This is a genomic window from Pseudomonas frederiksbergensis (assembly GCF_003732705.1).
GTDB classification, from domain to species: Bacteria; Pseudomonadota; Gammaproteobacteria; order Pseudomonadales; family Pseudomonadaceae; genus Aquipseudomonas; species Aquipseudomonas frederiksbergensis_F.
In genome coordinates, this window is sequence record NZ_MOBR01000002.1 from 168,800 (window position 1) to 180,628 (window position 11,829).

Sequence of the window (11,829 nt, forward strand, 5' to 3'; positions counted from 1 at the left end):
GCTGTGCTCCTACAGGGGATCGGGGATGAATTTGAGAGAGTGACCCACAGGGCCTGAAGCATGCCGCAACCGTTCATTTTTCGTACCGTCGACCTGGATGGCCAGACCCTCCGCACCGCGGTACGCCCCGGCAAGCCTCACTTGACGCCCTTGCTGATTTTCAACGGCATCGGCGCCAACCTGGAGCTGGTGTTTCCGTTCGTCGCGGCGCTGGACCCGGACCTGGAGGTCATCGCCTTCGACGTTCCCGGTGTCGGCGGTTCGTCGACGCCGAACCGGCCCTATCGCTTTCCGGGATTGGCGAAACTGACGGCACGGATGCTCGACTATCTCGACTACGGACAAGTCAACGTGATCGGCGTGTCCTGGGGCGGCGCCCTGGCGCAGCAATTCGCCTATGACTATCCCGAGCGCTGCAAGAAACTGGTGCTCGCCGCCACCGCCGCCGGTGCGGTAATGGTGCCGGGCAAGCCGAAAGTCCTTTGGATGATGGCAAGCCCCCGACGCTACATCCAGCCATCCCACGTGATTCGCATTGCGCCGATGATCTACGGCGGCTCGTTCCGTCGCGACCCGACGCTGGCCGCCAGCCACGCGGCGAAGGTGCGTTCGGCAGGCAAGCTCGGTTATTACTGGCAACTGTTCGCGGGCCTCGGCTGGACCAGCATTCACTGGCTGCACAAGATCCACCAGCCGACCCTGGTGCTGGCCGGCGACGACGATCCGCTGATCCCGCTGATCAACATGCGCATGCTCGCCTGGCGGATCCCCAACGCCCAGTTGCACATCATTGATGACGGGCATCTGTTCCTGATTACCCGGGCCGAAGCGGTGGCGCCGATCATCATGAAATTCCTCGAGGAAGAACGTCAGCGTGCGGTGATGCATCCGCACCCGACACCATTGGGCGGCTAATGAGCCCAATGTCGGACGGCAGGACGCCGTTCCGCGCAACAACCCGTAACAGCGTCTATGGTGTTCTGGTTCGGTGTGTTTGTTTTTGGCCTGAAGACGAAGGAGTGTTGATTCATGCGCGAAAAGCCAGCGAGGGAGTTTTTGCCCACTCCCGCCGCGTTCATCAACGCACAGAGTGCGATTACCGGCCTGCGCGGTCGGGATCTGTTTTCGACCCTGCGCAGCGTGGCCGCCCACGGTTTGCGCAACCCGGTGCACAGCGCCCGGCACGCCCTGAAACTGGGCGGCCAGTTGGGTCGTGTGCTGCTGGGGGAAACCCTGCATCCGACCAATCCGCAGGACAGTCGCTTTGCCGACCCGTCATGGAGCCTCAACCCGTTTTACCGGCGCAGTTTGCAGGCGTACCTGAGCTGGCAGAAACAGGTCAAAAGCTGGATTGACGAGAGCAACATGAGCCCGGACGATCGCGCCCGCGCCCACTTCGCTTTCGCCCTGCTCAACGACGCTGTGTCGCCCTCTAACACCTTGCTCAATCCGCTGGCGATCAAGGAGATATTCAACTCCGGCGGCCACAGCCTGGTGCGCGGTGTCGGGCACCTGATCGATGACTTCCTGCACAACGATGGCTTGCCCCGGCAGGTCACCAAGCAAGCCTTCGAAGTCGGCAAAACCGTCGCCACCACCACCGGCTCCGTGGTGTTTCGCAACGAGCTGCTGGAGCTGATCCAGTACAAGCCGATGAGCGAAAAACAGTATTCCAAGCCGCTGCTGGTGGTGCCGCCGCAGATCAACAAGTACTACATTTTCGACCTGAGCCCGCACAACAGCTTCGTCCAGTTCGCCCTGAAGAACGGCCTGCAAACCTTCATGATCAGCTGGCGCAACCCGGATGTGCGTCATCGCGAGTGGGGGCTGTCGACTTACGTTGAGGCCGTGGAAGAAGCGATGAACGTCTGTCGGGCGATCACGGGCGCGCGGGAGGTCAACCTGATGGGCGCCTGCGCCGGCGGGCTGACGATTGCGGCGTTGCAGGGGCATCTCCAGGCCAAACGGCAACTGCGGCGAGTCTCCAGCGCGACCTATCTGGTGAGCCTGCTCGACAGCCAGATGGACAGCCCGGCTACCCTGTTTGCCGACGAGCAGACCCTGGAAGCGGCCAAGCGCCGCTCCTATCAGAAAGGCGTGCTGGACGGTCGCGACATGGCCAAAGTGTTCGCCTGGATGCGCCCCAACGATTTGATCTGGAGTTACTTCGTCAACAACTACCTGCTGGGCAAGGAGCCGCCGGCGTTCGACATTCTCTATTGGAACAACGACAACACGCGGCTGCCTGCGGCGTTTCATGGCGACCTGCTGGACTTCTTCAAGCACAACCCGCTGAGTCATCCGGGTGGTCTGGAAGTGTGTGGCACGCCGATCGATTTGCAGAAAGTCACCGTCGACAGTTTCAGCGTCGCCGGCATGAACGATCACATCACCCCGTGGGATGCGGTGTATCGCTCAACCCTGCTGCTGGGTGGCGAGCGGCGCTTTGTGCTGTCCAACAGCGGTCATGTGCAGAGCATTCTCAACCCACCTTCCAACCCGAAAGCCAACTTCGTCGAAAGCCCGAAACTGAGCAGCGACCCACGGGCCTGGTACTACGACGCCAAGCAAACCGACGGCAGTTGGTGGACACCCTGGCTGGGCTGGATTCAGGAACGCTCCGGCGCGCAAAAAGAAACCCACATGGCCCTTGGCAACCAGAACTATCCACCGATGGAAGCCGCACCCGGCACTTACGTCCGCGTGCGCTGACGCTCAAACCACCACGGCCGACGCCGGCCGTGGCATGACCCGACCATTAAGAAGACTGGATGAAAACCCGCGACCGGATCCTCGAATGTGCCCTGCAGTTGTTCAACCAAAAGGGCGAACCGAACGTTTCCACCATGGAAGTTGCCAACGAAATGGGGATCAGCCCGGGCAACCTCTACTACCACTTCCACGGCAAGGAACCGCTGATTCTGGGGTTGTTCGAACGCTTCCAGAATGAGCTGGCGCCGCTGCTCGATCCGCCTTCCGATGTGGAGTTGGGTCCTGAAGATTACTGGCTGTTCCTGCACTTGATCGTCGAGCGCCTGGCGCATTACCGGTTCCTGTTCCAGGACCTGTCGAACCTGGCCGGGCGCCTGCCGAAACTGGCCAAGGGCATCCGCAATTTGCTCAATGCCTTGAAGCGCACATTGGCTTCATTGCTGGCGCGGTTAAAGGCTCAAGGGCAGTTGGTCAGCGACACCCAGGCGTTGGGGCAACTGGTGGAGCAGATCACCATGACGTTGCTGTTCTCACTGGATTACCAGCGGATTCTGGATCGCGAGGGTGAAGTGAGGTTGGTGGTGTACCAGATCATGATGCTGGTGGCGCCGCATTTGCTGCCACCGATCAAGGCTGCGACGGAGCAGCTGGCCCTTCAATACCTGGAAGAACACGACTGACCCCTGTGGGAGCGAGCCTGCTCGCGAAGGCGGTGTGTCATTCAACATTGAGGGCGACTGACACGACGCCTTCGCGAGCAGGCTCGCTCCCACAGGGGATCTGCGGTGTGCATGAATCCGCGCATAAAAAAACGCCCGGCCTTTTCAGGTCGGGCGTGATCGTCCCCATGCTCCGCGTGGGAATGCAGCCGGTGACGCTCTGCGTCACTGCCGCAGTGGACGCGGAGCGTCCGTTGAGGCATTCCCACGCAGAGCGTGGGAACGATCATCAGGACTGACTGGTTGGCGTCGATGGAGCTGGCGCGGCAGTCGGGGTCACAGCAGGGGTCGGCGCTGCAGCGGAATTCGCTGAAGTAGCCGGGGTTGCCGGTTTGGCGGCAGCCACTGCTGGTTTTGGTGCGGCGGCTTTTGGCGCTGCCGGTTTTCTCACTGCAGGTTTTTTCGCGGCGGCAGGTTTTGCCGCTGGCTTGGCTGCAGGTTTGGCCGCTGCGGTTTTGGCAGCCGGTTTAGCGGCTGGTTTGGCGGCTGGTTTTGCAGCGGCTTTGGCGGCGACCGGTTTGGCCGCTGGCTTGGCTGCTGCAGGTTTCGCTGCGGCTGTTTTGGCTGCTGGTTTGGCAGCCGGTTTAGCGGCAGCTTTGGCCAGAGGCTTGGCAGCGGTTTTGGCCGCTGGTTTAGCAGCAGGTTTGGCCGCCGCGGTTTTCGCCGCAACCGGCGTAACCTTGGCACCGGTGAGTCTTTCGATTTGCTTGGTCAGGGTATCGACCTTGCTGTGCAGCGCTTTGACTTCATTGCGGCTCGGAACACCGAGGCGCGAAATGGCGCTGTTCAGGCGCTTGTCGAAAGCCCCTTCCAACTCATCCCACTTGCCCAGTGCGCGATCTTTCACGCCGCTGATGCGCGACTTGGCCGTTGAAGCGGAGTCCTTGGCGGCGTCGACTTTTTTGCCAACAGCGCTTTTGGTGAGCTTCTCGGCTTTCTCGCCGTCTTTAACCAATGTATCGAAGAGTTTGCTGCCGTCAGTGTCGATCTTCGAATACACGCCTAAACCAGCCAGCCAGATTTTGCGGGAGTAGTCTTCGACTTTCCCGATCCACGAGCTGCCTTCTTTTTCAGTATTCTTTTTGCCAGCCATCCCGTTCTCCTTAAGATTTACGCGCGACACGTTCGAGCAATGCCGTCAGCTCATCGAGCTTAGCAGAGAGTGTCTCAACGTCATGTTTAGACGGAATGCCGATACGATTCAAGGCACTTGCGACACGCGAGTCAAAAGCCTTCTCGACCTTGTCGAGTTGCACTTCGACCTTGCCTTTGAAAGTACTCACTTCACTCTTGGCTTCATCGATCTCGGCATTGGCCGCTTCGAGTTTTTCAGCAACGACTTTTTTGCCTTTCTTTTCAACAGTTTGACCAGCCTTGATCAACTCTTGAAAGTACTCGCTGCCCTCGATCCCAACCTTGGTGTAGGCACCCAGGCCTGCCAGCCAGATCTTGCGGGCATACGATCGGACGTCTTGCAGAGCGTTAGTCGATGCGTCGATTTTTTTCTTCAAAATAACTTTGGCCATGGTGCACCTCACGCGCAGAAGGTTTGAGGAACTGCCCGCGAAAGTGTCGGGCTCAGGCACAAAGTAGGGAGAAAAATTAGAAACGGCACCCTAACAACTGACATAAACCGTGGCGCCACACACCTGTAGGAGCAAAGCTTGCTCGCGATGCAGGCACCTCGGTAGATCAGTTAGACCGCGGTGATGCCATCGCGAGCAAGCTTTGCTCCTACGGGGATCACACCAACGCTTTATCCAGCGCCTTTTCGATTTCAGATTTGATCATGCCGCTCATGGCCGACATCATCAGGCCCAGCTCGACATCCACCTTGATCGAATCCTCGCCCACCAGCACCGCGCCTTTCACACCCGAACGCTTGAGGTTCAGGGTGTCGCCGGACCATGACGGTTCCAGGCCATATTGTTCGGACAGTTTTTGCGCCAACAGGTCGGCCTTCTCGCGAGCCGCGTCCTTGCCCAGGCTGTGGGCACGTTCAACACTAATTCGGGCCATCGAATGACTCCTGCTTGATGGATACTTTCCTGAAGCATCTTGACCGCTGCTGCGGCAAAACGTCCCGGCGGTTCTACATCTTACCTTCAGCCTTGCCAAGACAAAGCAGGCCACCGGGATTAGAATGTCCCGCATTCTCTTCTGGTGACAGCGATATGACTGATCAGCGCAAAGGCAGCGATGCCGAACCCACCACTCACTTCGGTTTCAAAAACGTTCCGGAAAGCCAAAAAGCGGAAAAAGTCGCTGAGGTTTTCCACTCGGTAGCCGCCAAGTACGACTTGATGAACGACCTCCTGTCGGGCGGCATGCACCGTCTGTGGAAGCGTTTCGCGATCGAACTGTCGGGCGTTCGCACCGGTAACCGCGTGCTGGACATCGCCGGCGGCACCGGCGACCTGACCAAGAAGTTCTCGCACCTCGTGGGCCCGACCGGCCAGGTGGTGTTGGCCGACATCAACGAATCCATGCTCAAGGTCGGTCGTGACCGCCTGCTGGACCTCGGTGTGGCCGGCAACGTTGAATTTGTCCAGGCCGACGCGGAAAAGCTGCCGTTCCCGGACAACCACTTCGACTGCGTGACCATCGCCTTCGGCCTGCGCAACGTCACCCATAAAGAAGACGCCCTGCGCTCGATGCTGCGTGTGCTCAAGCCTGGCGGTCGCCTGCTGGTGCTGGAATTCTCCAAGCCGACCAACGCACTGATGTCCAAAGCCTACGACGCCTACTCGTTCGCCTTCATGCCGCTGATGGGCAAGCTGATCACAAACGACTCGGAAAGCTATCGCTACCTGGCCGAATCGATCCGCATGCACCCGAATCAGGAAACCCTGAAGTCGATGATGGTCGAGGCCGGTTTCGACCGGGTGACCTACCACAACATGACCGCAGGCATCGTCGCCCTGCACCGCGGCATCAAGCCCTGATGTTGCTGGCCGGCCTGCTCGCCAGCGTCGAACTCGGCCTGAACCGGGTGCTGCGCCTCGACAGCACCGCGCTGCCGCGCCTGGCGCATTTGAGCGGCCGGGTGATTGCCGTCGATTGCCGCAGCCCGGCGCTGCAATTGTTCATCCTGCCCAGCGATGAAGGCCTGATGCTCGCCTCCCAATGGGAAACCGGCGCCGATTGCACCTTGCGTGCACCGGCCTCGAGCCTGTTGAAACTGGCGCTGAGCAAGGACAAGACCTCGGTGCTGCACGGCCCGGAAGTCGAGCTCGACGGTGACAGCGGCGTGCTGCTGGAACTGGCAGCCATCCTGCAAGACCTTGAGCTGGACTGGGAGTACGAACTCTCGCGCTGGCTCGGCCCGGTCGCTACGCAACTGGTCGGCGGTCACCTGCGCAGCCGCGCACGCTTTTATCAACAAGGGTTCGCCAGCCTGAATCAGAATCTGGGCGAATACCTGGCCGAAGAATCGCGCACCCTCGTCGGTCAGCGCGAAGCCGAAGCCCGTTTCAGTGAACTGGACCAGATCAAACTCGATCTGGAACGTCTCGAGGCGCGTTTCGAGCGCCTTTCCCGATCCCTCGACCCAAGCGATAACGCATGAAGCTGCTTGCCGTCCGCCGTTTGTTGCGCATCCAGCGCGTCGTGATCCGCTACCGCCTCGATGACCTGCTGTTCGCCCTGCCGCTGCCCTGGTTTCTGCTGGCGCTGCGTTATGCCTTGCCGTGGCGCTGGTTCCCGCGCAAGACCCTGGACCTGAGCCGTGGCGCACGATTGCGCCTGGCGTTGCAGGACCTGGGGCCGATTTTCATCAAGTTCGGGCAGATTCTGTCCACCCGTCGCGACCTGTTGCCGGAAGACATCGCCGATGAGCTGATGAAGCTGCAGGACCGGGTCCCGCCGTTCGACTCGCAAGTGTCGATCAAGTTGATCGAAGAACAGCTCGGTAAAAAGATCAGCGAAGTGTTCAGCCGTTTCGACGTCGAACCGCTGGCCTCGGCCTCGGTGGCGCAGGTGCATGCCGCGCAGTTGAAAACCGGCGAAGAAGTGGTGGTCAAGGTGATCCGCCCGGGCCTGAAGCCGATCATCGCCCAGGATCTGGCGTGGCTGTTCATCCTCGCCCGCGCCGCTGAAAAACTCTCGGCCGATGCGCGACTGCTGCACCCGGTGGACGTGGTCCAGGATTACGAAAAAACCATCTACGACGAACTCGACCTGTTGCGTGAGGCGGCCAACGCCAGCCAATTGAAGCGCAACTTCGAAGGCTCGGAGCTGCTTTACGTGCCGCAGGTCTATTGGGACTGGTGCCGGCCGAAAGTGCTGGTGATGGAGCGCATCTACGGGATTCAGGTTACGGATCTGGCAACCCTGGCCGACCAACGCACCGACATGAAAATGCTCGCCGAGCGTGGTGTGGAGATCTTCTTCACCCAGGTGTTCCGCGACAGTTTCTTCCACGCCGACATGCACCCGGGCAACATCTTCGTCAGCACCGTCAATCCGTGGAGCCCGCAATACATTGCGATCGACTGCGGCATCGTCGGCAGCCTGACCCCGGAAGACCAGGATTATCTGGCGCGCAACCTGTTCGCCTTCTTCAAGCGTGACTACCGTCGCGTGGCGCAGCTGCACATCGATTCGGGCTGGGTGCCGGCGGAAACCAAGCTCAATGAATTCGAAGCGGCTATCCGTACCGTTTGCGAGCCGATCTTTGAAAAACCGTTAAAAGATATTTCCTTCGGTCAGGTGCTGATGCGCCTGTTCCAGACCGCTCGCCGCTTCAACATGGAAGTGCAACCGCAGTTGGTTTTGCTGCAAAAAACCCTGTTGAACATCGAAGGCCTGGGCCGTCAGCTGTACCCGGACCTGGATCTGTGGAACACCGCCCAGCCGTTCCTAGAACGCTGGATGCGTGAGCGCGTCAGCCCGAAAGCCTTGATCGGCAACGTGCAGAGCCAGTTCGAGCAACTGCCGCACCTGGCCAACATGGCCCGCGACCTGCTGGAACGCATGTCCCAGCCCCACGCCTACGACCCGCCACCGCCGTGGCATCGGCGCAAGGACGATTGGTTCCTGCGCCTGCTCGGTTGCGCGCACCTGGGTGGTGGCGCGGTACTCGCGGCGGGTGGCCCGTTGAATGAATTGGGCCATTGGCCGGCCGGGATCATGATGATTGTCGGTTTGTATCTGGTCGTTCGCCGATAGCCGGATTGAGCTGCAAGCGATAAGCTTCAGGCTTCAAGCGCTTCGTGTGCACGACGCAGATTGTTTTTTACTTGCAGCTTGCAGCTTAAAGCTCGCCGCTGCTCCGGGACGGACCATGAAAAACTGGCTGGACGAGATCAAGTGGGATGCTGACGGACTGGTGCCGGCGATTGCCCAGGATCACAAGACCGGGCGCGTCCTGATGATGGCCTGGATGAACCGCGAAGCGCTGGAATTGAGCGCTGCCGAGAACCGGGCCATTTACTGGTCGCGTTCCCGTGGCAAGTTATGGCGCAAGGGTGAAGAGTCCGGTCACGTGCAGACCCTGCATGAGATGCGCCTGGACTGTGACGCCGACGTGATCATCCTGATGGTCGAGCAAATTGGCGGCATCGCCTGCCATACCGGCCGCCAGAGCTGCTTCTACCGCGTCTTCGAGAACGGCGACTGGAAAACCGTCGATCCGGTCCTGAAAGATCCGCACGCCATCTATTCCGCAGGACACACACATGAGTGACACTCTCACCCGTCTGGCGCAGGTTTTGGAAGAGCGCAAAGGCGCCGCCGCCGACAGCTCGTATGTCGCCAGCCTGTACCACAAGGGCTTGAACAAGATTCTGGAAAAAGTCGGCGAAGAGTCGGTCGAAACCATCATTGCCGCCAAGGATGCCGCCATCAGCGGTGACTGCAGCGACGTGATCTACGAAACCGCCGATTTGTGGTTCCACAGCATGGTCATGCTCGCCCAACTGGGGCAGCATCCACAGGCTGTGCTCGATGAACTGGACCGTCGTTTCGGTCTGTCCGGACACGCCGAGAAAGCCTCGCGTCCGTCCGCCTGAATAACTATTTGAGAGGAGCAGCAACATGGGCATTTTTGACTGGAAACACTGGATCGTCATCCTGGTTGTCGTGGTGCTGGTGTTCGGCACCAAGAAACTGAAAAACCTCGGCACTGACGTTGGCGAGTCGATCAAGGGCTTTCGCAAAGCCATGAACGACGAAGAGAAGCCGGTTGACCCAACCGTGACCCCGGCGCAACCGGTGCCACCTGCTCAACCAACCACGACCTCGCCACTGAACCAGCCGCACACCATCGACGTGCAGGCACAGAAAGTCGAAGAGCCGATCCGCAAAGACGTGTGAGCACTGACTAATGTTTGGTATCAGCTTCTCTGAACTGCTGCTCGTCGGCCTCGTTGCCCTGCTGGTGCTGGGTCCCGAGCGTTTGCCGGGCGCTGCGCGCACCGCCGGTCTGTGGATCGGGCGGCTGAAGCGCAGCTTCAACGCGATCAAACAGGAAGTTGAACGTGAAATCGGTGCCGACGAGATTCGTCGGCAACTGCACAACGAGCACATTCTGTCGCTGGAACAGGAGGCGCGGAAGATCTTCACGCCAACCCAGCAGGAAGCTACCCCGGTGCAGCCGGTTGAACCGGTGGTCGAGCCGACGATTCACGCGCCGGGCACTGAACCGGTGGCCACCATGGGCGGCGTCGAGCCCGCGCCTGTTGTCCCCGCGCCGACACCCGTAGAACCTGTTGCGCCCGCCGCGCCGACAACGCCGGCTCCTCACGACCCTACATTGCCGCCGCGAGCCCCATGAGCGAACTTCCTGAAAACGACCAGCACATGCCACTGGTTTCGCACCTCACCGAGTTGCGTACTCGCCTGCTGCGCTGTGTAGCGGCGATTTTCATCATCTTCGCCGGGTTGTTCGCGTTCACCCAGCAGATCTACACCTTCGTCTCGACGCCGTTGCGGGCGTACCTGCCGGTCGGTGCGACGATGATTGCCACCGACGTGTCGTCGCCGTTCCTGACGCCGCTGAAACTGACGATGATGGTCTCGCTGTTCCTGGCGATCCCGGTGATCCTGCATCAGATCTGGGGCTTTATCGCTCCGGGCCTGTATAAGCACGAGAAGCGCATCGCCGTACCATTGCTGATCTCCAGCATCATGCTGTTCTACACCGGCATGGCATTCGCCTATTACCTGGTCTTCCCGCTGATCTTCAAATTCTTCGCCGCCGCCACCCCGGCCGGCGTGGAAATGATGACCGACATCACCAGTTACCTCGATTTCGTCATGACGCTGTTCTTCGCCTTCGGCGTGGCGTTCGAGATCCCGGTGGCCGTGGTGCTGCTGGTGTGGATCGGCGTGGTCGACGTCAAATACCTGAAGAAAATCCGCCCGTACGTGGTCATCGGCTGCTTCGTGGTCGGCATGATCCTGACCCCGCCGGACATCTTCTCGCAAACGCTGTTGGCCGTACCGATGTGGCTGCTGTTCGAGATCGGCATCCTGTTCGGCAGCCTGGTCAGCAAGCGTGGCGAACACCCGGACGACCAACCGGCTGACGATCACAACGACCAGCCGCCAGCGACCCAGCCGTGAACCTGCTGCTTCTCGAAGAGGCCGACTTCATTGCGGCCGACCGGGTGATCCTGCGTGATCGGCGCTTGACCCACATGCAGGAAGTCCACCGCTGTGAGGTGGGCGACAGCATGCGCGTCGGGCGGATCGGCGGGCTGATGGGTTCGGCCGAAGTGCTGCGCCTGGACGCCGGTGAAGCTGAATTACGCGTCGTTCTCGATCAACAGCCACCGACCAAGCTGCCGTTGACCCTGGTATTGGCCCTGCCACGCCCGAAAATGCTCCGTAGGGTGTTTCAGACCGTGGCGGCCATGGGTGTGCCACGGATCGTGCTGGTGAACAGCTACCGTGTCGAGAAGAGCTTCTGGCAAACGCCGTTCCTGGAACCCGAGGCGATTCGCGAGCAGTTGATCCTGGGTCTGGAACAGGCCCGGGACAGCGTGCTGCCGGAAGTCGTCATCGAGAAGCGCTTCAAGCCGTTCGTCGAAGACCGGCTGCCGGCAATCACTGAAGGCACCCTCGGCCTGGTTGGCCATCCCGGAAATTACCCGCCCTGCCCTCGCGGCCTGGACGAACGGGTGACGTTGGCCATCGGCCCCGAAGGTGGCTGGATTCCTTATGAAATCGAATTGCTGGGCAAGTCCGGGCTGAATCCGGTGCAACTGGGCGATCGTATTCTGCGGGTTGAAACCGCCGTTACAGCGCTGCTCGCCCGCCTCTTCTAACCGCACCCTTCTTCTGTAGGAGCAAAGCTTGCTCGCGATAGCGAACGGTCAGTCACCCCTCTATTGACTGACACGCCGCCATCGCGAGCAAGCTTTGCTCCTACAGGGGATTTCGTCGTCACAACCAA

At 60.2% G+C, this 11,829-nt stretch carries 15 protein-coding genes; 12 read left to right on the plus strand and 3 right to left on the minus strand.

Translation table 11 applies throughout. The features are described from left to right. Positions 1-60 precede the first annotated feature (60 nt). From phaZ to BK667_RS01435, 3 genes are all read left to right on the plus strand, one after another. Complete coding sequence (gene phaZ / locus BK667_RS01425; protein ID WP_123511108.1) at positions 61-915, plus strand: poly(3-hydroxyalkanoate) depolymerase; 855 nt, start codon at positions 61-63, stop codon at positions 913-915. A gap of 114 nt (positions 916-1,029) precedes the next feature. Next, positions 1,030-2,712: a class II poly(R)-hydroxyalkanoic acid synthase gene (phaC, locus tag BK667_RS01430; RefSeq protein WP_123596603.1), complete on the plus strand. Its 1,683-nt coding sequence runs from the start codon at positions 1,030-1,032 to the stop codon at positions 2,710-2,712. Positions 2,713-2,771: 59 nt separating this feature from the next. Beyond that, positions 2,772-3,392, plus strand: a complete 621-nt coding sequence (locus tag BK667_RS01435; protein ID WP_123511112.1) for a TetR/AcrR family transcriptional regulator — start codon at positions 2,772-2,774, stop codon at positions 3,390-3,392. A gap of 268 nt (positions 3,393-3,660) precedes the next feature. Here BK667_RS01435 and BK667_RS01445 read toward each other — a convergent pair whose 3' ends face one another. From BK667_RS01445 to BK667_RS01455, 3 genes are all read right to left on the minus strand, one after another. Then, complete coding sequence (locus tag BK667_RS01445; protein ID WP_123511114.1) at positions 3,661-4,524, minus strand: phasin family protein; 864 nt, start codon at positions 4,522-4,524, stop codon at positions 3,661-3,663. Between the two features lie 10 nt (positions 4,525-4,534). Continuing rightward, positions 4,535-4,957, minus strand: a complete 423-nt coding sequence (locus tag BK667_RS01450) for a phasin family protein (RefSeq protein WP_123511116.1) — start codon at positions 4,955-4,957, stop codon at positions 4,535-4,537. A gap of 217 nt (positions 4,958-5,174) precedes the next feature. Then, the gene (locus tag BK667_RS01455; protein ID WP_123596604.1) at positions 5,175-5,450 is read right to left on the minus strand and encodes a polyhydroxyalkanoic acid system family protein; all 276 of its coding nucleotides are present in this window, start codon (positions 5,448-5,450) and stop codon (positions 5,175-5,177) included. 155 nt (positions 5,451-5,605) lie between these two features. On the opposite strand from BK667_RS01455, the gene ubiE reads away from it, so the two are divergent. From ubiE to BK667_RS01500, 9 genes are all read left to right on the plus strand, one after another. After that, positions 5,606-6,376 (plus strand): bifunctional demethylmenaquinone methyltransferase/2-methoxy-6-polyprenyl-1,4-benzoquinol methylase UbiE, encoded by a 771-nt coding sequence (gene ubiE / locus BK667_RS01460; protein ID WP_007948968.1) that lies wholly within the window; start codon positions 5,606-5,608, stop codon positions 6,374-6,376. Further along, positions 6,376-6,999, plus strand: coding sequence for a ubiquinone biosynthesis accessory factor UbiJ (locus BK667_RS01465; RefSeq protein ID WP_054054641.1), 624 nt, complete (start codon positions 6,376-6,378; stop codon positions 6,997-6,999). The genes ubiE and BK667_RS01465 overlap by 1 nt, the downstream gene beginning before the upstream one ends. Beyond that, positions 6,996-8,600 (plus strand): ubiquinone biosynthesis regulatory protein kinase UbiB, encoded by a 1,605-nt coding sequence (ubiB, locus tag BK667_RS01470; protein ID WP_123596605.1) that lies wholly within the window; start codon positions 6,996-6,998, stop codon positions 8,598-8,600. Before BK667_RS01465 ends, ubiB begins: the two co-directional genes overlap by 4 nt. Before the next feature lie 115 nt (positions 8,601-8,715). Then, the gene (hisI, locus tag BK667_RS01475; RefSeq protein WP_123596606.1) at positions 8,716-9,117 is read left to right on the plus strand and encodes a phosphoribosyl-AMP cyclohydrolase; all 402 of its coding nucleotides are present in this window, start codon (positions 8,716-8,718) and stop codon (positions 9,115-9,117) included. After that, positions 9,110-9,442, plus strand: coding sequence for a phosphoribosyl-ATP diphosphatase (locus BK667_RS01480; protein ID WP_007899279.1), 333 nt, complete (start codon positions 9,110-9,112; stop codon positions 9,440-9,442). The genes hisI and BK667_RS01480 overlap by 8 nt, the downstream gene beginning before the upstream one ends. Before the next feature lie 25 nt (positions 9,443-9,467). Further along, the gene (locus BK667_RS01485; RefSeq protein WP_123402561.1) at positions 9,468-9,746 is read left to right on the plus strand and encodes a twin-arginine translocase TatA/TatE family subunit; all 279 of its coding nucleotides are present in this window, start codon (positions 9,468-9,470) and stop codon (positions 9,744-9,746) included. A gap of 10 nt (positions 9,747-9,756) precedes the next feature. Next, positions 9,757-10,206 (plus strand): Sec-independent protein translocase protein TatB, encoded by a 450-nt coding sequence (tatB, locus tag BK667_RS01490; RefSeq protein ID WP_123596607.1) that lies wholly within the window; start codon positions 9,757-9,759, stop codon positions 10,204-10,206. Beyond that, positions 10,203-10,997: a twin-arginine translocase subunit TatC gene (gene tatC, locus BK667_RS01495; protein ID WP_123511126.1), complete on the plus strand. Its 795-nt coding sequence runs from the start codon at positions 10,203-10,205 to the stop codon at positions 10,995-10,997. Before tatB ends, tatC begins: the two co-directional genes overlap by 4 nt. Then, positions 10,994-11,701: a 16S rRNA (uracil(1498)-N(3))-methyltransferase gene (locus BK667_RS01500; RefSeq protein ID WP_123596608.1), complete on the plus strand. Its 708-nt coding sequence runs from the start codon at positions 10,994-10,996 to the stop codon at positions 11,699-11,701. Before tatC ends, BK667_RS01500 begins: the two co-directional genes overlap by 4 nt. Positions 11,702-11,829 lie beyond the last annotated feature (128 nt).

What these genes read in the sequence shown, in the direction of transcription:
- phaZ (WP_123511108.1), top strand. Translation starts at nt 61, where the DNA reads ATGCCGCAACCGTTCATTTTTCGTACCGTCGACCTGGATGGCCAGACC.
- phaC (WP_123596603.1), top strand. Translation starts at nt 1,030, where the DNA reads ATGCGCGAAAAGCCAGCGAGGGAGTTTTTGCCCACTCCCGCCGCGTTC.
- BK667_RS01435 (WP_123511112.1), top strand. Translation starts at nt 2,772, where the DNA reads ATGAAAACCCGCGACCGGATCCTCGAATGTGCCCTGCAGTTGTTCAAC.
- BK667_RS01445 (WP_123511114.1), bottom strand. Translation starts at nt 4,524, where the DNA reads ATGGCTGGCAAAAAGAATACTGAAAAAGAAGGCAGCTCGTGGATCGGG.
- BK667_RS01450 (WP_123511116.1), bottom strand. Translation starts at nt 4,957, where the DNA reads ATGGCCAAAGTTATTTTGAAGAAAAAAATCGACGCATCGACTAACGCT.
- BK667_RS01455 (WP_123596604.1), bottom strand. Translation starts at nt 5,450, where the DNA reads ATGGCCCGAATTAGTGTTGAACGTGCCCACAGCCTGGGCAAGGACGCG.
- ubiE (WP_007948968.1), top strand. Translation starts at nt 5,606, where the DNA reads ATGACTGATCAGCGCAAAGGCAGCGATGCCGAACCCACCACTCACTTC.
- BK667_RS01465 (WP_054054641.1), top strand. Translation starts at nt 6,376, where the DNA reads ATGTTGCTGGCCGGCCTGCTCGCCAGCGTCGAACTCGGCCTGAACCGG.
- ubiB (WP_123596605.1), top strand. Translation starts at nt 6,996, where the DNA reads ATGAAGCTGCTTGCCGTCCGCCGTTTGTTGCGCATCCAGCGCGTCGTG.
- hisI (WP_123596606.1), top strand. Translation starts at nt 8,716, where the DNA reads ATGAAAAACTGGCTGGACGAGATCAAGTGGGATGCTGACGGACTGGTG.
- BK667_RS01480 (WP_007899279.1), top strand. Translation starts at nt 9,110, where the DNA reads ATGAGTGACACTCTCACCCGTCTGGCGCAGGTTTTGGAAGAGCGCAAA.
- BK667_RS01485 (WP_123402561.1), top strand. Translation starts at nt 9,468, where the DNA reads ATGGGCATTTTTGACTGGAAACACTGGATCGTCATCCTGGTTGTCGTG.
- tatB (WP_123596607.1), top strand. Translation starts at nt 9,757, where the DNA reads ATGTTTGGTATCAGCTTCTCTGAACTGCTGCTCGTCGGCCTCGTTGCC.
- tatC (WP_123511126.1), top strand. Translation starts at nt 10,203, where the DNA reads ATGAGCGAACTTCCTGAAAACGACCAGCACATGCCACTGGTTTCGCAC.